This is a genomic window from Xanthomonas euvesicatoria pv. euvesicatoria, assembly GCF_020880415.1.
In the GTDB taxonomy this organism is placed as follows: domain Bacteria; phylum Pseudomonadota; class Gammaproteobacteria; order Xanthomonadales; family Xanthomonadaceae; genus Xanthomonas; species Xanthomonas euvesicatoria.
Genome location: NZ_JAJIUJ010000035.1, coordinates 1 through 21,416, shown reverse-complemented (window position 1 = coordinate 21,416; position 21,416 = coordinate 1). Strand labels below are relative to the sequence as shown.

The window sequence follows — 21,416 nt, the reverse complement described above, 5'->3', positions numbered from 1 at the left end:
CGTTGCGCGCCTTGCCCAGGCGGCCAGCCTTGGCCGCAGCGCACGCCTTGTCTCGACGCGCCACAGGACGCCTCGTACTCACCTCAAAGTGCATAACACGCTCTAGTGAAAAGCGCGCTCGCTTTAATAACGTCAGTGGGCACGTCTGCTCAACGCAGCCAGCGTATTGAACAATCCACATCTTCTATGCTGAGGACACTCAAGGACTTTTTTTTTCTTCGTATCAGGTGTATTTCACCCGTGTTGCCTGGATGGCAGGCACGCCCTTGGCAACGGCAAGCGTTAATTCTTTTGGCTTCAATCACGGATTCGATAGTTCAAACAGCGTCAGCAGCTGTGTAATGTTCTTCGCCAGACCGCGATTGCGCACTTTGACGTGGCCAAACTGACGCTTGATCACCCGAAACGGGTGTTCCACCTTCGCATGCAGGTTGGCTTTGGTGTGCTCCCAGCGCTTGGTCACTTCAGTTTGCGCTTGTTCGTGATCTGCTTCAGCTTCGTGGGTTTCTCCGCGATCAGGTAGCGCAGCCTGCGCTTCATCTGCTCGCACGTCTAAAGCCCGTTGTAGCCGCTGTTCCCGCACAGCGTGTCCTCCCTGCCGTGCAGCAGCTTGTGCGCTGCGTGATATCGGCGACGTTGGCTGCCGTGTATCCGACGTGGTGCACCATCCTCAGGGTCATCGTCCACCCCGATGTGCGCCTTCATCCTGAAGTAATAGTGGTGGCTCTTCTTGGTCTGGTACATGTCCGGATCGCCTTGGCAATCCTTGCTCTTGTCGAGCTGGGCGCAACTATGGACGTGGCGTCCACGATCGCCCCGCCGCGCAAGCACTGACCCTTGCGTGCCAGATGCGCGTTGACGCGGTTGAACAGCTCACGCGCCAAATCGTGCGCTTCAGCAGGTGGCGAAAGTTGAGAATCGTCGTCTCGGCCGGCACCTCATCCAGCCCACGATCTCTACAGAACAGCGCACCGACACCGCGTCGTACAGGGCTTCTTCCGTCGATGGATCGTTCGATGCGTACCATTGCTGCAAGACAGTGAATGCGCAGCATTGTCTCCAGCTGATGTGGTTGTCGCCCGGCTGCCCCGACCTTGGATAATGCGGCTCGATTAGCGCCAACAGGTTTTTGCACGGCACTAAACGATCCATCTCGACCAAGAACACTTCGCGCCACGTCCGCTTGCGGTTGCTGTCGTACTCCGCATCGCCGAGATCAGTTGCACCGAGATCGTCCGCCCGGGTCGTTGGTCCACTGTGGCAATATCCAAGAGATAGTCAGGCCTTCTTGAAGCAAGTACCGTCAAAAAAAAGACCGGCAATTACGCCGGTCTTTGAGGTTCAAGTTTGGTGTGACTTACACCGACAACTCCAACAACAACTTATTCAACCGCCGCACATAGGCCGCAGGATCCTTCAGGCTATCACCCGCCGCCAGCGCCGCCTGATCGAACAACACACGGCTCAGGTCGCCGAAGCGATCCATATCCTGCTCCGCATCCAGCTTTTCGATCAGCGGGTGGGTTGGGTTGAATTCGAATACCGGCTTGCTTTCCGGCACCGCCTGGCCGCTGGCTTCCAGCAGCTGGCGCATCTGCAGGCCCAGGTCGCCCTGGCCGATGGCCAAGATCGCCGGGGAATCGGTCAGGCGATGCGAGACGCGTACTTCGGCCACATCGTCGCCGAGGGCGGCCTTGATGCGCGATGCCAGGCCTTCCTTGGATTTTGCGAGGTCTTCCTGCGCCTTCTTGTCTTCTTCCGAATCCAACTTGCCCAGGTCCAGGTCGCCGCGCGCCACGTCCACGAACGACTTGCCGTCGAATTCGGTGAGATAGCTCATCAGCCATTCGTCGATGCGGTCGGTGAGCAGCAGCACTTCGATGCCCTTCTTGCGGAACACCTCCAAATGCGGGCTGTCCTTGATTTGCGCGTAGCTTTCGCCGGTGAGGTAGTACAGCTTGTCCTGGCCTTCAGCCAAACGACTCACGTAATCGGCCAGGCCAACGCTTTGTGCGCCGGTGGTGTCGTGCGTGGACGAGAAGCGCAGCAGGCCGGCGATCTTTTCGCGGTTTGCGTAATCCTCGGCCGGACCTTCCTTCAATGCCTGGCCGAAGTTGCGCCAGAACGTGGCGTAGTCGTCCGGCTTGTCCTTGGCCAGCTTTTCCAGCATGTCCAGCGAGCGCTTGGTCAGCGCCGACTTCATCGAATCGACCACCGGGCCGGATTGCAGGATTTCGCGCGAGACATTGAGCGAGAGGTCCGACGAATCCACCACGCCCTTGATGAAACGCAGGTACAGCGGCAGGAACTGCTCGGCCTGGTCCATGATGAAAACGCGCTGCACATACAGCTTCAGGCCCTTGGCCGAGTCGCGGTGGTAGAGGTCGAACGGGGCACGGCCGGGCACGAACAGCAGCGAGGTGTATTCCAGCTTGCCTTCGACCTTGTTATGGCTCCAGGCCAGCGGGTTGCCCGCGTCGTGGGCGATGTGCTTGTAGAACTCCTGATACTCCTCGTCCTTGATCTCGGACTTGGGGCGCGTCCACAGCGCGCTGGCGCGGTTGACCGCTTCCCATTCGGGCTCTGCCGGCTTGTCGGCGGCTTCGCCGTAATGCTCCTTGCGCATCTCGATCGGCAGGCCGATGTGGTCGGAGTATTTCTTGAGGATGCCGCGCAGCGTCCAGCCATCGGCGAACGATTCTTCGCCTTCCTTCAGGTGCAGCACGATGCGGGTGCCGCGCTCGGGCTTGTCGACGCTGGCGATCTCGAATTCGCCTTCGCCACGCGAGGACCAGTGCACGCCTTCGCTGGCCGGCAGGCCGGCGCGGCGCGAATACACGTCCACCTGGTCGGCGACGATGAAGGCGCTATAGAAGCCCACGCCGAACTGGCCGATCAGGTTGGCATCCTTCTTCTGGTCGCCACTGAGGTGCTTGAGGAAATCGGCAGTGCCGGACTTGGCGATCGTGCCCAAGTGCGAGACCGCCTCCTCGCGGCTCATGCCGATGCCGTTGTCGTCGATGGTGACAGTGCGCGCGTCCTTGTCGTAGTCGACGCGGATGCGCAGCTCGCCGCTGCCTTCCAGCAGCTCGGGCTTGACCAAGGCTTCGAAGCGCAGCTTGTCGGCGGCATCGGCGGCATTGGAGACCAGCTCGCGCAGGAAGATTTCCTTGTTCGAGTACAACGAATGGATCATCAGCTGCAGCAGCTGCTTGACCTCGGTCTGGAAGCCGAGCGTCTGCTTGTCGGTTTCAACGGTCATTGGGGTCGTGCTCCGTGGTGGTCCAGGCCGCAACGCGGCCGATGGCCTGGGGGATGCGGCCTTCTGCCGATTTTTCAAGGCGGGCCTGCGCGAATGTGCCGCGCGGCGGCTGGCGCGGGGCAGGGCGGCTGCGGCGATGGCGGCGGTATCATGGCCGGCCATTCGTCCTGCCTTGAGCCATGTCGCCAACTGCGCTACTGCCGTGCTGCACCCGCCCGCCCTCGCCAGGTGCGGGGCGATGAGCCGCCCGCAGCGCCCGGCCTCGTGTGGCGCGGAAGGCCAGGTGCGTATTGTTGGCGGGCGCTGGCGCAATACGCGGCTGGCGGTGCCCAGCTTGCCCGGCCTGCGCCCCAGCAGCGACCGCGTGCGCGAAACGCTGTTCAACTGGCTGATGCCGCGCCTGCCCGGCGCGCGCGTGCTGGATCTGTTCGCCGGCTCCGGCGCGCTGGGCCTGGAGGCGGTGTCGCGCGGCGCTGCGCATGCCACCCTGATCGAACGCGACCCCGGCCTGGTGCAGCGGCTGCGCGAGCACGTGACCCGGCTGGATGCCGCCACGCAGGTGCAGGTGCTGCAGGAAGATGCGGTGCGCTGGCTGGAGCGTGCGCCCGCAGCGCTGGCTGATATCGTCTTCGTCGACCCGCCGTTCGCGGCCGGGCTGTGGCCGGCAGTGCTGGAGCACCTGCCGGCGCATGTGGCGGCCGACGCCTGGCTGTACCTTGAAGCGCCCGCCGATGCGCCGCCGCTGCTGCCGGCCGGCTGGCATCTGCACCGCGAGGGCGCCACCCGTGAGGTGCGCTATGCGCTGTACCGCCGGGCCGCTGCTACACTGAAGAGCGATCCGACCCCGGTAGTCTCCGTATGAGCGTTGCCAATAGCCGCACCGCCGTCTATCCCGGTACCTTCGACCCGATCACCAATGGGCATATCGACCTGGTGAATCGCGCCGCGCCGTTGTTCGAGCGCGTGGTGGTGGGTGTGGCGTATAGCCCCTCCAAGGGCCCGGCATTGTCGCTGGAGCGCCGCGTGGCGCTGGCCCAGGAAGCGCTGGCGGCGCATACCAATGTGGAAGTGCGCGGCTTCGATACCCTGCTGGCGCATTTCGTGCGCGAGATGGGCGCCGGCGTGCTGCTGCGCGGCCTGCGGGCAGTGTCCGACTTCGAATACGAATTCCAGATGGCCAGCATGAACCGCCATCTGATCCCGGAGGTGGAAACGCTGTTTCTTACCCCGGCCGAGCAATACAGCTTCATCTCGTCCTCGCTGGTGCGCGAAATCGCGCGGCTGGGCGGGGATGTGTCCGGCTTCGTGCCGGCATCGGTTGTCGAGGCCTTGCGGCAGGTGCGCCAGTCCCGCGCGCAGGCCTGATCATCTGCAGTTACATCACCACATGCATTTCAAAGGGAGGAGTTTCATGAAACACACCATGCGCGCTCTGGCGCTCGCTTCGATCGCCGCTCTGGCGGTCACCGCCTGCAAGAAGGAAGAGCCGGCACCGATCGCTGCCGCCGCACCGGCCCCGTTGACCGCACCGGCCAAGGACGACAACGCCGGCTGGAAGAAGTACCTGCAGGAAGTGGTCGGCCAGAACCTGGGCACCACCACCAACAGCCCGTTCCTGTACTACTTGCCGCCGGAGTCGGACGCCGAATTTGCCGGCAGCTACGAGCGTCAGCTGGAAAGCGTCAAGACCGCGCTCGCGCGTGGCGTGCAGCCGGGCAACATGCTGGCCTTCGGTTCGTCGGCGTCCAGCAAGATGGCCGACCTGATCGATGCGGCGTTCAAGGACGTGGCACCGGACTCGATGAAGGGTGTGCGCGTGCTGTTCATCGGGAATGCTGCCGACAACGCGCGCGTGCAGACCATCGTCCAGCCCAAGGGCGCGGAATACATCTTCGTTGAAGCCAAGTAATGCCGTAGCAGGCCGGATGCGCGGAAGGGCGCATCCGGCCGCAGCCTGGGAATGCACCATGCTGCCGAGTTCGCACTCCACCGGAGCCGGCCGCACCAGGCCGGTGTCCGACAGCGCCCAGGGCGCTATCTACCTGCCGCTGCGCGCCATGGGCGCCCGGCTGCAGCAGCACATTGCGTTCCAGCGCCTGCGGTTGCAGCGCGCCGCGTCGCGTCGCATCGTAGTGCCGATATGTCTCTGAAAATCAACGAGCTCTGCGTCAACTGCGACGTCTGCGAGCCTGCGTGCCCGAATCACGCCATCTCGATGGGCGAAACCATCTACGTCATCGATCCGGCACGTTGCACCGAGTGCGTGGGCCATTTCGACGAAGCGCAGTGCGTGGTGGTGTGCCCGGTCGAATGCATCGATCCGGATCCGGCCATTCCGGAAACCCATGACCAGTTGCTGGCCAAGCTGATGCAGTTGCAGCGCGATCACCCCGAACTGTACGAACAGGAGCCCCCCGCCCCGTGAGCACTTTTTCCCGTCGTTTTTCTTCGCGCGGCGTGTTGCTGCTGGCCTTTGTGCTGGCGCCAGCGGCCTGGTGCGCCGATGCCGCCAAGCCGGCGACGGCCACCACCGCAGCGGTCGCCGCGCATCCACCCGGCGCGGCGATCGCCAGCGGCCATGCGCTGGCCACCGATGCCGGCCTGCAGATCCTGCGCGAGGGCGGGAATGCGTTCGATGCCGCGGTGGCGGTGTCGTCCACGCTGGCGGTGGTCGAGCCGATCAGCTCAGGGCTGGGCGGCGGCGGTTTCTTCCTGTTGCACGACGCCAAGACCGGCAAGGACGTGATGCTGGACGCGCGCGAAACCGCGCCCGCGTCGGCCACCGAAGCGCAGTTTCTCGACAAGAAAGGCGAGCTGGACCGCGACCGCTCGGTCAATGGCCCGTGGTCGGCGGGCATCCCGGGCTTGCCCGCAGCGCTGGTGGAGCTGGCTGCCAAACACGGCCGGCTGCCGCTGAAGCAGTCGCTGGCACCCTCGATCCGCATCGCGACGGAGGGTTTTCCCGTCTACGCGCGCATGGCCAAGGGCTATGCCTCGCGGCGCGAGGTGATGGAGCGTTACCCCGGTACGCGCGAGGTGTATCTGCGCGGCGGCAAACCCATTGCCGAAGGCGACACCTTCAAGCAGCCGGAGCTGGCGCAGACGCTGCAGCTGCTCGGCGACAAGGGCTTCGACGGGTTTTACAAGGGCGAGACCGCCAAGAAGTTGCTGGCCGGCGTGAAGCAGGCCGGCGGCCAGTGGAGCGCGGCCGAGCTGGCCGGGTACCGGGTCAAGGAGCGCGCACCGATCCAGTTCGACTACCGCGGCTGGAAGATCACCACTGCGCCGCCGCCGTCGTCCGGTGGTATTGCGCTGGCGGCGATGCTGCAGATCCTGGAGGGCTGGGACTTGAACACGCTCGATGAGGTGCATCGCACCCATCTGGTGGTGGAGTCGATGCGCCGCGCCTACCGCGATCGCACCTTCTTCCTGGGCGACCCGGACTTTGTGGACGTGCCGCAGCGCGTGCTCACCAGCAAGGACTACGCGCAAGGCCTGCGTGCCACCATCAACCCGGACAAGGCCACGCCCAGCGATCTGCTGTCGGGCAACCCCACGCCGCTGGAAGACGACGAGACCACGCACTTTTCCATCATCGATGGCGAAGGCAACCGCGTCGGTGCCACCCAGACGGTGAACCTGCTGTACGGCTCGGGCCTGATTCCCAAGGGCACCGGCGTGCTGCTCAACAACGAGATGGACGACTTCGCGCTCAAGCCGGGCACTCCGAATGCGTTCGGCGTGATGGGCTACGCCGCCAACGCGCCCAAGCCGGGCAAGCGCATGCTCAGTTCGATGACGCCCACCTTCATGGAATCGGCCGACAAGGCGATCGTGCTCGGCACCCCGGGCGGCAGCCGCATCATCACCATGGTGCTGCTGGGGATCCTGGGCTACGACGCCGGCCTGGATGCGCAGGCGGTCAGTGCGCTGCCGCGCTATCACCACCAGTGGTTGCCGGACGTGATCGACGCCGAGACCAACGCGTTTTCGGCGCAGACCGCCAAGGGCCTGCAAGCGATGGGGCATGCACTGAAATTGCCAGGCGACACCGCCGAAGGCGGCCGTGGCTCCAGCCATGTGTGGGGCAACCTGCAAACGGTGGAGTGGGACAAGCGCCGCAACGTGCTCAGCGGCGGTAGCGACCCGCGTAACCCGGTGGGCAAGGCGCAAGTGCAATTGGACGCGACGGCACGCTGAGGCGTGAACCCGATTGCGTCGACGCCCGGTAGCCGGCAAGGCGGCCGGGCGTTGTTCGTTGTTTCGATCAAGCGCCATCGATGCAATGCGACCGTGGTTGCCTGGGCTGGCGCGTTTGCTGCCGCCCAGCATGCGCTTGATTGCTGACATGCAGTGATGATGAGCGCGGCATGGCTGCGTGCGAGGCGATCCGCGCAAGGGGCGCATTGCTGCAGCGATGCGGATTGACGCATCGGCTATGCCGGCATTGGACTTGTCGCTGCAAGATAATGCGGCGACCATCGTGGCATGACTATCTTCAAAACTCTGCTCACCAGCCTGATGATCGTTTCGCCCGTGCTCGCCTGCGCTGCAGAGACAACCGGCAGGCAGGAGGCCGTGGCGGCCAGCGACGCCATCCACGTCAACCAGCTGGGCTATCTGCCGGGCTCGGCAAAAATGGCGATCGTCGGGCTGCCGCCGCAGGGCACCGCGCAGCGTTCGGACCGCTTCACCGTCGAAGATGCACAGGGACGCAGCGTGTTGCAGGGAACCCTGCAGCCGGCCGCGATGTGGTCGCCGGCCGGACAGCAGGCGCGGGTGGCGGATTTTTCCGGGCTGCGTGCGGTCGGAACCTATCGGTTGAAGGTCGACGGGCTGCCGGCATCGGAGACCTTCGCCATCAACGCGCATGCCTATCAGCCCCTGGTCGATGCAGCGTTGAAGGCGTTCTACTTCAACCGTGCCAGCACCGCGCTGCCGGCACGCTACGCCGGGCGCTATGCGCGCGCGGCCGGGCACCCGGATACGCAGGTGCGCATCCATCCGTCCGCAGCGTCTGCAACGCGTCCGACCGATAGCGTGATCAGCGCGCCCAAGGGCTGGTACGACGCGGGCGACTACAACAAGTACATCGTCAATTCCGGCATCAGCACCTACACCTTGCTGGCGGCCTACGAGCAGTATCCGGCGTTCTTCAGGTCCAAGCCGCTGACCATCCCCGACGATGCGCCCGGCGTGCCCGGCATCCTGCAGGAGGCCTGGTGGAATCTGGACTGGATGCTCGCCATGCAGGACCCGGCCGATGGCGGCGTGTACCACAAGCTCACCGACAAGCAGTTCGATGGCTTGGTGATGCCGGATCAGGCCACGCAGCAACGCTACGTGGTGATGAAGACCAATGCCGCGACCTTGGACTTCGCTGCGGTGATGGCCGTCGCCAGTCGCGTATATGCGCCATTTGAAAAGCAGTATCCGGGGCTGTCGGCGCGCATGTTGAAAGCCTCGCGGGCTGCGTGGGCGTGGGCGAAGCAGCATCCGGACGTGATCTACCAACAGCCCAGCGACGTACGCACCGGCGGTTACGACGATGCACACCTGGATGACGAATTCGCCTGGGCGGCGGCCGAGTTGTACATCGCCACCGGCGAGGATGGGTTCTACGACGCGATGATCGCGCGCAACGTGCCGGCCACCGTGCCGTCGTGGGGCAATGTCGGTGGGCTGGCCTGGATGTCGTTGGCCGCGCATCGCGACCGACTCACGCCGCATGCCGATCGCGCGCGGATCGCACGGGAGATCACCGGACTGGCACAACAGCTGGCCGACACCTGGCAATCATCGGCATGGCGGCTGGCGATGAACGACAGCGATTTCGTGTGGGGCAGCAATGCAGGGGTGCTCAACCGCGCGATGATGCTGCTGCAGGGCTACCGGTTGACGCAGCAGCGGCAATTTCTGGATGCGGCGCAATCGCAGCTGGACTACATCCTGGGCCGCAATCCGCTGGGACTGTCGTTCGTGACCGGGATAGGCAAACGCACCCCGATGCATATCCATCACCGCCCCTCCGAGGCCGATGGGATCGAAGCGCCGGTGCCGGGTTGGCTGGTCGGCGGCCCGCAGCCGGGGCAGCAGGATGCCAAGGAGTGCAAGGTGCCGTACCCCTCCAAACGGCCGGCGTTGTCGTACCTGGACAACTTCTGCAGCTACTCCACCAACGAGGTGGCGATCAACTGGAATGCGCCGCTGGTGTATGTGAGCGCGGCGATCGAGGCGTCGACGCGCTAAAGCGTCGCTATCAAGCCGATGCCGCGGCTGTTCCTTTTCCCGTCGGGAGAAGGTGGCGCGCAGCGCCGGATGAGGGTACGGCGTCGGCAGGAATACTGATACACCGTACCCTCATCCAACCCCTCTCCCGGGGGGAGAGGGGCTTAAACTCACTCCAGCCGCGTCCCAAAAATCCGGTCGCCTGCATCGCCCAGGCCGGGCAGGATGTAGCCCTTGTCGTTGAGGTGGTCGTCGATGGCCGCGGTATAGACCTCGACATCCGGGTGCACCGCTTCGAGCGCCTTCAGGCCTTCCGGCGCGGCGACCAGAAAGATGCCTTTGATGCGCCGTGCGCCGGCGCGCTTGAGCATGTCGATGGTGGCCATCAGGGTGCCGCCGGTGGCCAGCATCGGGTCCAGGATCAGGGCGTCGCGTTCTTCCAGGCGGCCAGTGAGGCGTTCGAAATAGGGCACCGGTTGCAGGGTCTCTTCATCGCGCTGCAGACCGACCACGCTCACGCGTGCGGCAGGAATCAGTGCCAGTACGCCGGGCAGCATGCCCAGACCGGCGCGCAGGATCGGTACCAAGGTGATCTTTGCGCCGGCAATGCGCTGCACCGTCACCGGGCCGGCCCAGCCCGGCTGGGTGTGCGATTCGGTGTCCAGATTGGCGGTGGCCTCGTAGGCCAGCAGCGTGCCCAGTTCGGTGACCAGTTCGCGGAAGCCCTTGGTGCTCAACGCGGCATCGCGCAGCAGGCCGATCTTGTGCTGGACGAGGGGGTGGCGGACTTCGACGATTTTCATGGGCAGCGGCAGGCGGGAGAGGGGCACAGTGTGCCGCAGCCGCGCGGTGTGTCGCCACACTTCGGGTGTGATCGCTGATGCATATGTCATGTCAGTGAAACGTCGTAGACATAGTGTGCCCACCCATTCTTAACCGATTGGGGAAGCACCCGTGTTGAACAAGACTCCGCTCTGCCTGGCGATCACGCTGACGTTGGCTGCGGCCACGTGGAGTCCGCTGGCGCACGCGGCCCAGGGTGCGGCCACGGGCGGCGCTGCCAGCGCTGCGGCAATCGACCTGGAGCGGCTGGAGGTGCGCCCGCAGCTGGAAGCGCAGGAGCGCGCAGTCGATCTCAAACGCGCCTCCGATGCCATCCAGGACGCCGTCGCCTCCGATGCGATGGGACGTTACCCGGACAAGAATGTTGCAGAATCCTTGCAGCGCCTGCCCGGCGTCAGCGTGACGCGCGACCAGGGCGAAGGCCGCTTTGTGGTCATCCGCGGACTGGATTCGTCGCTCAACAGCGTCACTATCGACGGCATGACCATGGGCACGCCGGAAGACGGCACGCGTTCGGCACCGCTGGACGTGATTCCTTCCGATTCCACCGAGCGCCTGAAGGTGGTCAAGTCGCCGACCCCGGACATGCCGGGCGATTCCATCGGCGGCGCGATCCAGGTGGAATCCACCTCCGCCTTCGATCGCGACGGACGCACCTTGCGCGGCTCCATCGAAGCCAGCCACCAGTCGCTGTCGGGCAAGACCAGCCCGAAGGGCGCCTTCAACTACAGCGACATCTTCAATGGCACCTTCGGGGTGGCCGTGGGCGTGAACTATCAGGACCGCGAGTTCGAATCGGACAATACCGAAGTGGCCTACGACACCTTTGACGGTGGCGCGGACGACGATCTGTTCGCCGGCGAAGTGCAACGCCGCAAATACTTCATCGAACGCACCCGCATGGGCGCGAACCTCAATCTGGACTGGCGCCCGGACGCGGATAACCGCTACTACCTGCGCACGCTCTACAGCCGTTTCGACGATGCCGAAACGCGTCAGCGCACCATCTTCGGGTTGAGCGATGGCGAGGTCAGTGCCAATGGCGACGGCACCTATCGCGTGGACGACCTGCCGGCCGACAGCATTTCCAAGCGCGTGCGCTACCGCACCAAGAAGGAAGACACCATGGCGTTGAGCGTGGGTGGCGAAAACCGCCTGAGCGCCGCCACCGTGGATTACAAGCTGGGCTACACCAAGACCCGCGAGCGCGTGAACGATGAAAAGGAAGCGCGCTTCAATTACGACGGCGACGATCTGGCGGCCACGGTGGATCAGCGCAGTGGCATTCCGAAGCTGGGCTTCTCCGACAACGGCTGGCAGAGCAACGATGATTTCGTGTTCGATCGCTTCGTGATTGCGCCCACGCAGGTGGACGACAGCGAGCGCAGCGCGCAGATCAATGTGCGCTTTGACGGCGAGCATTCCAGCCTGAAGATGGGCGTGCTGGGCCGCTGGCGCGAGCGCGGGGTGAACGTGGACGAAAACGAGCTGCGTCGTGGGCCGGCCATCGACCTGAGCGACTGGACCACTCCCGCGCCCGAGCACCGTGGCGGCACCTTGGGCCAGAGCATCGGCTCGGACGGCATGCGCCGTTACTGGAACACCTCCGGCGATCTGTACAGTGCACGCCCGCAGGATGTGGGCGGCAATCTGCAGACCTCGCTGCAGGACGATTACACGGCCACCGAAGATGTCTTCGCCACCTATGCGATGGGCACCTGGGACATCGGCGCACTGCGCATGATCGCCGGCGTGCGCGTGGAAAATACCCAGTTCGATGCCACCGGCAACCAGGTAGACGTGGCAGCCAATGGCCGCACCGCCACGGTGACGCCACGCGAGGCTTCCAGCAGCTACACCAACGTGCTGCCCGGCCTGCATCTGCGTTACGACAGTGGCAACGACTGGGTGCTGCGCTTTGCGGCCAACAAGACCTTGTCGCGCCCGGCGTTCGGCGATGTGTCGCCACGCGTGAGCATCAACCGTGGCGATAACGAGGTGAGTCTGGGCAACCCCGATCTCGATCCGTACCGTTCGCAGAACCTGGACCTGTCGTTCGAAAAATACCTCGGCAGTACCGGCGTGATCTCGCTGGGCGTGTTCCACAAGTCGATCGACGACTACATCGTGCAGACCATCAACACCAACGATGCGGAATTTCCGGGCCTGCAGGTCACACGCTCGATCAATGGCGACACCGCAAAGGTGCGCGGCGCGGAATTCAATTGGCAGCAGACCCTGGACTTCCTGCCCGAGGGCTGGAATGGCTTTCTGGTTGGTGCCAGCGCCACGCTGCTGGACAGCGATTTCAATCCGGGTCTGGAAAATCGTGCCGGCGACGACTTCACCCTGCCGCGTTCGTCCAAGCGCATCTACAGCGGCCACCTGGGCTACGAAAAATACGGGTTCAGTGCGCGCGTGGCGGCGGTGTATCGCAGCCAATATCTGGACACCATCGGGCAGAGCCGTGCGTACGATATCTACGTTGCCCCACACACGCAGCTGGATTTCAGCATGAACTATCAATTCAACAGCCACGTCAGCCTGTATCTGGAAGCGCAGAACCTGTTGGACGAGCCGTTGGAGCTGTATCAGGGCATCCGCTCGCGCACCCTGCAAAATGAAGAGTACGGCCGCACCTACGCGCTTGGCCTGAAGGTGGCGCTGTGATCGCACCACGCACCTTCGTGCAGATCACGCTGCTGTCCGCTGCCGCCGCATTGGTCGGTTGCGCCAGTGCCCCGGCCGGCCGCGAAGCCGACGAAGCGCTGCTGAAGGATCCCTTGCTCAGCAAGGCCAAGGTAGCGCACGAAGTGGTGCCGGAAGCCTTCATTACCGCGCTGACGCCAGCGGACAACCTGGATTCGCCGGCCAGCTGGATGGCGCCGGATGGTCGCCGTTGGGTGATCGCCACGGCCAAGGACACGCATGCGCTGGTGGTGTTCGACGGCGACAGCGGCAAGCGGCTGCGCGTGGTCGGCGGCAAGGGCAAGGCCCTGGGCAAGCTCGACCGCCCCAATGGCATTTCGGTGGTCGATGACCTGGTGTTCGTGGTGGAGCGCGACAACCGGCGCGTGCAGGTCTTCTCCTTGCCCGATCTGACGCCGGTGACGGCGTTTGGCCAGAACCAATTGCGCGAGCCCTACGGCCTGTGGGTGCGCAAGCACGAGGGCGGCTACGAGGTGGTGGTCAGCGACAACTACATGTCGCCGGCCAACAAGGATCTGCCGCCGCCGCTGGCCGAGCTTGGCCAGCGCTTTCGGCGTTATCAGCTCGATGCTGCAGGGCAGGGCTGGCAGGCACGACTGACGCAGAGTTTTGGCGACACCAGCGAAGCGGGCGCGGTACGGATTGCCGAATCGGTGTTCGGCGATGAAGCCAATGCGCGGCTGATGATTGCCGAAGAAGACGTGGCCGTGGGCACGCAGTTGCGCGACTACGGCATTGACGGGCGGTATCGCGGCCGCAACGTCGGCGCCGGGCTGTTCAAGGCGCAGGCCGAGGGCATCAGCTTGTTCGCATGCAGCGACGGGAGCGGCTACTGGATCGCCACCGATCAGTTCAAGGACCGCAGCGTGTTCCAGGTCTTCGATCGCAAGACGCTGGCGCATGTCGGCGCCTTTGCCGGCCGTGTGACCGCCAACACCGATGGCGTGTGGCTGGATCAACGCAGCGATGCGCGCTTTCCAGGTGGCGTGTTCTATGCGTTGCATGACGACCAGGCAGTGGCCGCGTTCGATTGGCGCGATATCGCGCGGACATTGCGCCTGAAAGAGTGCACGCCATGATGGCCGCGCGCAGATCGGTCTCTGCGTTGCTTGCGGCGATCGCAACCATGAGCGTTCCCGCCTCGGCCGCCGACCGGGCTGCCGAACCCAATACGCAGGTGCCGGCGGGTTCGACGCATTATGTTGCCGATGGCTTCCCGGACCGCATCGTCGCCACGCCGGCGCAGGACGCGGCCACAGGCTTTGCCGTGGCCTGGCGCACCGACGCCAGCGTCGACAGACCGTGGCTGGAACTGGTGGTCGCCGGCGATTCGCCGGATGTAGGCACGCCACGACGCATTCGGGCCAGCACGCTGACGCTTGCCAGCGAAAACGGCAGTTCGCATCACCATCGCGCCGATGTCGACGGGCTGCAGCCGGACACGATGTACGCGTACCGCTTGCAGGGGCAGGGGACCTGGGGCGCGTGGAATCACTTCCGCACGGCTGCCACAGCCACCACGCCGCTGACCTTGCTGTATTTCGGCGATACCCAGAACAAGAATCTCAGTCTGGTCTCGCGGGTGATCCGTCAGGCCTGGCGCTCGGCGCCGGACGCCCGGCTGGCCTTGTTCGCCGGCGACCTGGTCAGCGGCAAGGACGGCCAGGACGACAACGAATGGGCCGAGTGGTTCGAGGCCGGGCGCTGGCTGCTGGAAGGCACTGCAGTGGCGCCGGCGCCGGGCAATCACGAATATCACGAAGAGGGCGAAGACACGCCGCAGGCAACCCGCGTGCTCGGCAGTCATTGGCCGGTGACCTTTGCGTTACCGCGCAACGGGCCTTCGGCCACCGCGCGCACCAGCTACTGGTTCGACTACCAGGGCGTGCGCGTTGCCGTGCTCGACGGCACCTCGGCGCTGGACCTGGGGACCGGCCCCGCGCAGGCGCAGTGGCTGGACAAGGTGCTGGCCGACAACCCGCATCCCTGGTCGATCGTGCTGATCCACCAGCCATTCTTCTCGCCGCGTGCCGATCGCGAAAACGAAAAGTTGGTCGCACAGGTGCTGCCGGTGATCCGACGCCACAAGGTGGATCTGGTGTTGCAGGGCCACGACCACACCTACGGCCGACGCGGCGATGCGGCCGGGCAGGCGACGCCGGTCTTCGTGGTCTCGGTCGCCGGGCCCAAGCAGTACCGCCTGTCGGACATGGCGCGCACCACCATGCGCCCGGTGGGCGAAGACACCCAGCTCTATCAGGTGCTGCGTCTGGACAGCCAGCATCTGGTGTACGAATCGCGCACGGCCACCGGGCGTCTCTACGACGCGTTCGAACTGCAACGCGACAGCGACGGCAGCAAACGCTTGATCGAACGCGAGGCGGGACGCATCGCGCCACGCAATTGCCCGCGCAGTGCAACGCTCAAGGGGCGTGCGGATCGATGCTGGGAATGAGCGAGGGCAGGCAACAGCCTGCCCAAGCATTACCGTGCTACTGGCGGCTGGGCAGCAGTGCGCAGACGGTCTGCAAGCTGCACGTGGTTGCGTGTCCGCTGCCAGCTTCTTCGAGGTGCCCGACCGCCGCCTTGAATATGACAGGGCAGCACGCGGTTTAATCCGGATTTCGACTGTATTTATGCGTTGTTTCAAAACTTCGCATCTGCATAGATTGTTTCTATGAGCTTGCAGTTGATCATCATGTACTGCGATTTATGTCACGTCGATAGTGCGACTACGGTTGGTACGGCCGGGCCAGCGACCAGGTAGCCGAATCGATGCGGCACTGCGGTGGCGGCTCGGTTCCCCCACCGCCCGAGTCGCCCCCCATGATTCCCCAATTGATTCACCTAACCGCACCCACCAAGCAGCTGCTGTGGGAAGAGCGCAGGATCTGCGATCGCCTGCAGCGCCTGTTGCCTGGATGGACCTGTTACGTCTGGGACGATGCCGATAACGCAGAACTGATGCGGCGTGCGTTCCCCGAGTTTGCCCAGCGCTACGAGCAGATCCGCTTCGGCGTGATGAAAGCCGACATCGCCCGGTGCGCGTACATGCACGCACATGGCGGCTTCTACTTCGACACCGACTACAAACTGCTACGACCGCTCGATGCGCAGGTGCTGTCGCAGCATTGTGTGTTGCCCGTCGAGGAAGGTGCGCCGGGCCGGGAAGACTTCAAGATCGGCAATGCCGTGTTTGGCTCCGAGCCCGGGCATCCGTTCTGGCGCGCGTTCATCGAGCACGTCTTTACCGCGCATGCCCCGGAAACGCTCCAGGATCACCGCGAGATCCCGATGATTTCGGGCCCGCGTGGGCTGACGCGTTTCTACAACGCGCATGGCGGGCAGTTCGCCGACATCCTGTTCCCGCCACGCGATGCCTTCCATCCGGACCGCACCTGGTTCGGGCTTGGCCATCGTGGCGGCAAGATCGCGATCGGCTCGCACCTGTGCTGGGCATCGTGGCGCGGCAAGTCGCCGCGGCGTGCGCTCACCAACTACCTGCGCCGCAAGTTGAATGCGGTGCCGATCTGAGTGGCAGCGTGCACGGTGATACGGCAATCGACCTGGGGCAGGGCCGCTCAGGTCGAATCTGGGTGAGGTCATCGCCCTGCATGCTGCAGGCGATTTATGCAAGCGCAAGCTTGCATGTTCTCGTGGCTTCGCATCGTGTGTTGCAGGTATTGCGCAAATTCAGACCAGGCAACGCAGTCGGGACAATGGCTGATGACCCACCCTGGATCGGCTGGACGCAACCGAAGACTTGCGCCACTGTCGCCGGCGCTGATCGCGGTTCCAGGGCGCCGCGCAGAGAGCTGGTGGAAGACCTGTCAGCCATCTGCCGCACGCCGACGACATGCGCGCCGGCGTGCCGCGTGGAGCAAATCAGGCCGCTGCGGCCTGCACCTGACGCGGGCCTTCCTTGAGCGCACGTGCGATCAGGCCGACCAGCAGATCGAGTTCGTCTTCATCCATCGCAAAGTGCGGGGTGAAACGCAGCGAATTCTCGCCGCCGTGGATCACGTTGACGCCGCGGTGGCGCAACCACTCCTCGGTGGAACCGGCGCCGTAGCACTTGAATTGCGGTGCCAGTTCGCAGGAGAACAACAGGCCGGTGCCTTGCACCTTGGTGATCAAGCCGCCGAGTTCGGCCTGCAGCGCCTCCAGCTTGGCAATCGCCTGCGCACCGCGGATGCGGATGTTGTCCCGCACCTGCGGGGTGAACAACGCCAGGGTGGCGCAGGCCACATCGAGCGCGCGCGGGTTGGTGGTCATGGTGTTGCCGTAGGTGCCCTTGCGATACACCTGCGCGGCGTGCTCGGTCACCGCCAGTACCGACAGCGGGTACTGCGCCGCATTGAGCGCCTTGGAATAGGTTTCCAGGTCCGGCGGGTCGAGCTGCTCGAATCCCGGGTAGTCCACCACCGACAGCACGCCATGCGCGCGCAGCCCGGCCTGGATGGAATCGACCAGCAACAGGCTGCCATGGGTACGGGTCAGCGCGCGCGCGGCGGCGTAGAACTCGGCCGGCAACGCACGCCCCGGGTCGCCTTCGCCCATCACCGGCTCCAGGAACACCGCTTCGATAAACCAGTGATTGCGCGCGGCCTCATCGAAAGCGCGTTGCAACGCGGCCACGTCGTACGGGGCGATTGCGATGACCGAATCCTCGTCGCGATAGCTGGCCAGGTATTTGGCGTAGGTCTTGCGGCTGGAGTCCGAATACAGGCCCGGGCGATCGGTACGGCCATGGAAGCTGCCCTTGACCACCAGGCGCTTGATGGTGGCACCGGCGTGCCGCGCGCCGGGGTCGGTGTGCAGCTTGGCGTTGGTATCGACGATGCGGGCGGCCAGGCCCACCGCTTCGGAGCCGGAATTGAGACACATGAAGCGTGCGAACGGGCAACCGCCGCGGCTGTGGCCGATCTCGGCACGCAGGGCGCGATCGAGCCGGCGTTGCGCCAGGCTGGGCGTCATCACGTTGGCCATCACCTGCGGGCGCGCCATGGCCTCGAGCACGGCCGCCGGCGTATGGCCGAAGCCGAGCATGCCGTAGCCGCCGGCGTCGTAGAGCACCGCGCCCTTGAGCGTGACCACCCACGGCCCGCGCGCCGCCAGCGCCACGTAGGGGGTCACTGCATCGTCGGCATAGAAGTTGATGAAACCTTCCTGCACTGCGCCGATCTGAGCCTCTTCGTCCAGGTCCAGCAGGTCGGCGGCGTCATCGCGCACCAGCGCATATTCGGCTGCTGCTGCATGGATGGCCTGCTGCAGGTCAGGGTGGCTGACGGCCAGGCGCGCGATGGTCGCGTCGTCCAGGCCTTCGGTCAGGCGGCGGCCGGCATGGGCACGCAGCGGGGCGAGCGGGGCAAGGACGGACATGGCGCATCTCCTTCAAAGGTGGCGTTCCCTTTCTATTATCGGCAGAAGATCGGCGTTTGGCAGCGTGAATCTGGGCAGGAAGTACGATATTTTCGGCGATTCGCCGAAACGAATGCACAATAGTGAAGATCACCCCCTCCGACGAACGCCTGTTGTCGCTGCTGCGCGAGGACGCGCGCGCCTCCACCGCCCAGATCGCGCGGCGACTCGGGCTCTCGCGCACGACCGTGCAGAGCCGCATCGAAAAGCTCGAACGCGACGGCGTGATCAGCGGCTACACCGTGCGCACGCATGACGACTACGAGCAGGGCCGCATCCGTGCGCACATCCTGATCACCGTGCTGCCCAAGAAGATGCCGGCCGTGGTGAAGGCGCTGCGCGATATCCCGGAAGTGCGCCTGCTGCACTCGGTCAGCGGTGCCTACGACCTGGTCGCCCTGGGCGTGGTCGGCGGCGTCAACGAGATGGACGTGCTCACCGACGCCATCGGCGCCATCGACGGCGTGGAGCGCACGACCAGCGCGATCATCCTGTCGACCAAGTTCGAGCGGTGAATCGGGAATCGGGAATCGGGAATCGTAAGAGCAGCGAATCGGGGGCGGAAAGGCGACGATGAAGCGCTGCCGCCCGTCCGATTCCCCATTCCCAATTCTCAATTCCCGGCCGCAGTTACACTATGCGGCTACTCCGCCAACGATCCTGCGGCCTTGAAGAAGTCCGATTTCCATTACGAGCTGCCCGAAGAACTGATCGCCCAGGCGCCGCTGGCCGAACGTGCCGCCAGCCGCCTGCTGGTGGTGCCGCCGGCGCCAGCGGCCTTCGGCGACCGCCAGGTGCGCGATCTGCCCGAGCTGCTGCAGCCCGGCGATCTGCTGATCTTCAACGACACCCGGGTCATTCCGGCGCGCTTGTTCGGGCAGAAGGCCAGCGGCGGGCGAGTGGAGATCCTGATCGAGCGCCTGCTTGGCGAGCGCGAGGCGCGCGTACAGATCGGCGCCAGCAAGTCGCCCAAGGCCGGCAGCGTGATCGCGCTCGATGCCGGCGGCCAGGCCGAGGTGCTGGGCCGCGATGGCGAGTTCTATCTGCTGCGTTTCCAGATCCCGACCCCGCTGGAGCACTGGCTGCTCGAGGCTGGCCGCCTGCCGCTGCCGCCCTATATCCGCCGCGAGCCGGGTGTCGAAGACCGCGAGCGCTATCAGACCGTGTTCGCGCGCGAAGTCGGCGCGGTCGCCGCGCCCACCGCCGGGCTGCACTTCGACGAGCCGCTGCTGGCGCGCCTGCGCGAGCGCGGGGTGGAGTTCGGCCACGTCACCTTGCATGTGGGCGCCGGCACCTTCCAGCCGGTGCGGGTGGACAAGCTCGACCAGCACGTGATGCACAAGGAGTGGCTCAACGTCGGTGCCACGCTGGTCGAACAGGTACGCCGCACCCGCGCCCGCGGCGGCCGCGTGATCGCGGTGGGCACGACAGTGGTGCGCTCGCTGGAAAGCGCCTGGCGCAAGACCGAGGCCGCGCCCGAAGGCGAATTGCAGCCATTTGCCGGCGAAACCCAGATCTTCATCCTGCCCGGCTACCGCATCCGCAGCGTCGACGCGATGGTCACCAACTTCCATCTGCCCGAAAGCACCTTGATGATGATGGTCTGCGCCTTCGCCGGCCGCGAGCGCATCTTCGCCGCCTACCACCACGCCATCGCGCAGCGCTATCGCTTCTTTTCGTACGGCGATGCGATGTTGTTGTGGGGCGGGGAATCGGGAGTCGGGAATGGGGAATCGTAAGGCGGGACCCGCCGAACGATCAGCCACCTGCCAATCGCTCTTCCCATTCCCGATTCCCGACTCCCCATTCCCGGCCCCTCAATGTCCCGACTCCAGTTCCAGCTCCAAGCCACCGACGGGCATGCCCGACGTGGGCGCCTGACCTTTCCGCGTGGCACGGTCGAAACCCCTGCGTTCATGCCGGTCGGCACCTATGGCTCGGTCAAGGGCATCCTGCCCGAGCAGATCCGCGCGCTGGGTGCGGAGATCATCCTGGGCAACACCTTCCACCTGTATCTGCGCCCGGGCCTGGAGGTCATCGGCGATCACGGCGGGCTGCACGGATTTGCGCGCTGGGATGGGCCCATCCTCACCGACTCCGGCGGGTTCCAGGTGTTTTCGCTGGCGCATCGCCGCAAGATCACCGAGCAGGGCGTGACCTTTTCCTCGCCGACCGATGGCGCGCGGGTGTTCCTGGGCCCCGAAGAGAGCATGAAAATTCAAAAGGTGCTCGATTCGGACATCGTGATGATCTTCGACGAGTGCACGCCGTACCCGGCCACCGAGGACGTCGCGCGCCGCTCGATGGAGCTGAGCCTGCGCTGGGCGCAGCGCTCGCGCGACGCGCACGACGGGCTGGGCAACGATGCGGCGCTGTTCGGCATCGTGCAGGGTGGGGTGCATCCGGACCTACGCAGCCGCTCGCTGGATGGCCTGCAAGGCATCGGTTTCGACGGGTATGCGATCGGCGGGCTGGCAGTGGGCGAGCCCGAGCACGAGCGCAACGCCATGCTCGAACACCTGCATCCGCGCCTGCCGGCCGAGCGCCCGCGTTACCTGATGGGCGTGGGCCGCCCGGAAGACCTGGTCGAAGGCGTGGCACGCGGGGTGGACATGTTCGATTGCGTCATGCCCACCCGCAATGCGCGCAACGGCCACTATTTCACCTCGTTCGGCACCGTGCGCATCCGCAACGCAAAGTACGAACGCGACCTGGACACCATCGAGCCGGGCTGCGGCTGCCATGCCTGCAGCAGCGGCTATACGCGCGCCTACCTGCGCCATCTGGACCGCTGCAACGAAATGCTGGCGCCGATGCTGGGCACCCTGCACAACCTCTGCTACTACGAAAAACTGATGGCCGACATGCGTGCGGCGATCGCTTCGGGAACCTTTGTGGAGTTCCGGCGGTCCTTCTATGCGGCACGCGGCGCCACCACGCCGCCGTTGCCGGG

Annotated in this window: 20 protein-coding genes; 14 read left to right on the top strand and 6 right to left on the bottom strand. The window is 65.0% G+C overall.

Annotated elements, in window-relative coordinates; genetic code table 11:
* Nucleotides 1-301 precede the first annotated feature (301 nt).
* The 4 genes from LN450_RS23395 to htpG all read right to left on the bottom strand — a co-directional run bounded on the left by LN450_RS23395 (nucleotide 302) and on the right by htpG (nucleotide 3,262).
* Nucleotides 302-550, bottom strand: coding sequence for a transposase (locus tag LN450_RS23395; protein ID WP_476480932.1), 249 nt, complete (start codon nucleotides 548-550; stop codon nucleotides 302-304).
* A gap of 2 nt (nucleotides 551-552) precedes the next feature.
* Nucleotides 553-744 carry a hypothetical protein gene (locus LN450_RS23390; protein ID WP_476480931.1) on the bottom strand — a complete coding sequence of 64 codons (192 nt, stop codon included), beginning with the start codon at nucleotides 742-744 and terminating at the stop codon, nucleotides 553-555.
* A 150-nt stretch (nucleotides 745-894) separates the two neighbouring features.
* Nucleotides 895-1,152: a transposase gene (locus LN450_RS23385; protein WP_476480933.1), complete on the bottom strand. Its 258-nt coding sequence runs from the start codon at nucleotides 1,150-1,152 to the stop codon at nucleotides 895-897.
* Between the two features lie 205 nt (nucleotides 1,153-1,357).
* Entirely contained in the window at nucleotides 1,358-3,262 is a 1,905-nt protein-coding gene (gene htpG, locus LN450_RS05285) for a molecular chaperone HtpG (RefSeq protein WP_011347837.1), read from the bottom strand.
* 172 nt (nucleotides 3,263-3,434) lie between these two features.
* Here htpG and rsmD point away from each other — a divergent pair, with 172 nt between their 5' ends.
* From rsmD to LN450_RS05250, 7 genes are all read left to right on the top strand, one after another.
* Nucleotides 3,435-4,124, top strand: coding sequence for a 16S rRNA (guanine(966)-N(2))-methyltransferase RsmD (gene rsmD, locus LN450_RS05280; protein ID WP_170808564.1), 690 nt, complete (start codon nucleotides 3,435-3,437; stop codon nucleotides 4,122-4,124).
* A complete protein-coding gene (gene coaD, locus LN450_RS05275) occupies nucleotides 4,121-4,627 on the top strand; it encodes a pantetheine-phosphate adenylyltransferase (protein ID WP_008574388.1) in 507 nt (168 codons plus the stop codon). Before rsmD ends, coaD begins: the two co-directional genes overlap by 4 nt.
* 46 nt (nucleotides 4,628-4,673) lie before the next feature.
* Complete coding sequence (locus LN450_RS05270; RefSeq protein WP_011347835.1) at nucleotides 4,674-5,171, top strand: hypothetical protein; 498 nt, start codon at nucleotides 4,674-4,676, stop codon at nucleotides 5,169-5,171.
* Nucleotides 5,172-5,229: 58 nt separating this feature from the next.
* A complete protein-coding gene (locus LN450_RS05265; RefSeq protein ID WP_029819671.1) occupies nucleotides 5,230-5,412 on the top strand; it encodes a hypothetical protein in 183 nt (60 codons plus the stop codon).
* Nucleotides 5,403-5,687, top strand: a complete 285-nt coding sequence (locus tag LN450_RS05260) for a YfhL family 4Fe-4S dicluster ferredoxin (RefSeq protein WP_014090436.1) — start codon at nucleotides 5,403-5,405, stop codon at nucleotides 5,685-5,687. The genes LN450_RS05265 and LN450_RS05260 overlap by 10 nt, the downstream gene beginning before the upstream one ends.
* Nucleotides 5,684-7,462: a gamma-glutamyltransferase gene (ggt, locus tag LN450_RS05255; RefSeq protein WP_011347833.1), complete on the top strand. Its 1,779-nt coding sequence runs from the start codon at nucleotides 5,684-5,686 to the stop codon at nucleotides 7,460-7,462. The genes LN450_RS05260 and ggt overlap by 4 nt, the downstream gene beginning before the upstream one ends.
* A gap of 288 nt (nucleotides 7,463-7,750) precedes the next feature.
* Nucleotides 7,751-9,511, top strand: a complete 1,761-nt coding sequence (locus LN450_RS05250) for a glycoside hydrolase family 9 protein (protein ID WP_011347831.1) — start codon at nucleotides 7,751-7,753, stop codon at nucleotides 9,509-9,511.
* A 149-nt stretch (nucleotides 9,512-9,660) separates the two neighbouring features.
* Here LN450_RS05250 and upp read toward each other — a convergent pair whose 3' ends face one another.
* Nucleotides 9,661-10,293, bottom strand: a complete 633-nt coding sequence (gene upp / locus LN450_RS05245) for a uracil phosphoribosyltransferase (RefSeq protein ID WP_011347830.1) — start codon at nucleotides 10,291-10,293, stop codon at nucleotides 9,661-9,663.
* Between the two features lie 151 nt (nucleotides 10,294-10,444).
* Here upp and LN450_RS05240 point away from each other — a divergent pair, with 151 nt between their 5' ends.
* The 4 genes from LN450_RS05240 to LN450_RS05225 all read left to right on the top strand — a co-directional run bounded on the left by LN450_RS05240 (nucleotide 10,445) and on the right by LN450_RS05225 (nucleotide 16,576).
* On the top strand, nucleotides 10,445-13,003 hold the full coding sequence (locus LN450_RS05240) for a TonB-dependent receptor (RefSeq protein ID WP_011347829.1): 2,559 nt from the start codon (nucleotides 10,445-10,447) through the stop codon (nucleotides 13,001-13,003).
* Nucleotides 13,000-14,121: a phytase gene (locus LN450_RS05235; RefSeq protein WP_011347828.1), complete on the top strand. Its 1,122-nt coding sequence runs from the start codon at nucleotides 13,000-13,002 to the stop codon at nucleotides 14,119-14,121. The genes LN450_RS05240 and LN450_RS05235 overlap by 4 nt, the downstream gene beginning before the upstream one ends.
* Nucleotides 14,118-15,497, top strand: a complete 1,380-nt coding sequence (locus LN450_RS05230; RefSeq protein ID WP_011347827.1) for a purple acid phosphatase family protein — start codon at nucleotides 14,118-14,120, stop codon at nucleotides 15,495-15,497. Before LN450_RS05235 ends, LN450_RS05230 begins: the two co-directional genes overlap by 4 nt.
* Before the next feature lie 371 nt (nucleotides 15,498-15,868).
* Nucleotides 15,869-16,576, top strand: a complete 708-nt coding sequence (locus LN450_RS05225; protein WP_039418188.1) for a glycosyltransferase family 32 protein — start codon at nucleotides 15,869-15,871, stop codon at nucleotides 16,574-16,576.
* A gap of 351 nt (nucleotides 16,577-16,927) precedes the next feature.
* Here the strand turns inward: LN450_RS05225 and LN450_RS05220 are convergent, their stop codons facing one another.
* Nucleotides 16,928-18,424: an aminotransferase class III-fold pyridoxal phosphate-dependent enzyme gene (locus tag LN450_RS05220; RefSeq protein ID WP_011347825.1), complete on the bottom strand. Its 1,497-nt coding sequence runs from the start codon at nucleotides 18,422-18,424 to the stop codon at nucleotides 16,928-16,930.
* 122 nt (nucleotides 18,425-18,546) lie between these two features.
* Here LN450_RS05220 and LN450_RS05215 point away from each other — a divergent pair, with 122 nt between their 5' ends.
* From LN450_RS05215 to tgt, 3 genes are all read left to right on the top strand, one after another.
* Nucleotides 18,547-18,978 (top strand): Lrp/AsnC family transcriptional regulator, encoded by a 432-nt coding sequence (locus tag LN450_RS05215; protein WP_008574410.1) that lies wholly within the window; start codon nucleotides 18,547-18,549, stop codon nucleotides 18,976-18,978.
* Between the two features lie 153 nt (nucleotides 18,979-19,131).
* Nucleotides 19,132-20,202 (top strand): tRNA preQ1(34) S-adenosylmethionine ribosyltransferase-isomerase QueA, encoded by a 1,071-nt coding sequence (gene queA / locus LN450_RS05210; protein WP_011347824.1) that lies wholly within the window; start codon nucleotides 19,132-19,134, stop codon nucleotides 20,200-20,202.
* A gap of 81 nt (nucleotides 20,203-20,283) precedes the next feature.
* The coding region (gene tgt / locus LN450_RS05205) for a tRNA guanosine(34) transglycosylase Tgt (protein WP_228892677.1) at nucleotides 20,284-21,416 on the top strand (1,133 nt) is incomplete at its 3' end.

What these genes read in the sequence shown, in the direction of transcription:
- LN450_RS23390 (WP_476480931.1), bottom strand. Translation starts at nt 744, where the DNA reads ATGTACCAGACCAAGAAGAGCCACCACTATTACTTCAGGATGAAGGCG.
- LN450_RS23385 (WP_476480933.1), bottom strand. Translation starts at nt 1,152, where the DNA reads ATGGATCGTTTAGTGCCGTGCAAAAACCTGTTGGCGCTAATCGAGCCG.
- htpG (WP_011347837.1), bottom strand. Translation starts at nt 3,262, where the DNA reads ATGACCGTTGAAACCGACAAGCAGACGCTCGGCTTCCAGACCGAGGTC.
- coaD (WP_008574388.1), top strand. Translation starts at nt 4,121, where the DNA reads ATGAGCGTTGCCAATAGCCGCACCGCCGTCTATCCCGGTACCTTCGAC.
- LN450_RS05270 (WP_011347835.1), top strand. Translation starts at nt 4,674, where the DNA reads ATGAAACACACCATGCGCGCTCTGGCGCTCGCTTCGATCGCCGCTCTG.
- LN450_RS05265 (WP_029819671.1), top strand. Translation starts at nt 5,230, where the DNA reads ATGCTGCCGAGTTCGCACTCCACCGGAGCCGGCCGCACCAGGCCGGTG.
- LN450_RS05260 (WP_014090436.1), top strand. Translation starts at nt 5,403, where the DNA reads ATGTCTCTGAAAATCAACGAGCTCTGCGTCAACTGCGACGTCTGCGAG.
- LN450_RS05250 (WP_011347831.1), top strand. Translation starts at nt 7,751, where the DNA reads ATGACTATCTTCAAAACTCTGCTCACCAGCCTGATGATCGTTTCGCCC.
- upp (WP_011347830.1), bottom strand. Translation starts at nt 10,293, where the DNA reads ATGAAAATCGTCGAAGTCCGCCACCCCCTCGTCCAGCACAAGATCGGC.
- LN450_RS05230 (WP_011347827.1), top strand. Translation starts at nt 14,118, where the DNA reads ATGATGGCCGCGCGCAGATCGGTCTCTGCGTTGCTTGCGGCGATCGCA.
- LN450_RS05225 (WP_039418188.1), top strand. Translation starts at nt 15,869, where the DNA reads ATGATTCCCCAATTGATTCACCTAACCGCACCCACCAAGCAGCTGCTG.
- LN450_RS05220 (WP_011347825.1), bottom strand. Translation starts at nt 18,424, where the DNA reads ATGTCCGTCCTTGCCCCGCTCGCCCCGCTGCGTGCCCATGCCGGCCGC.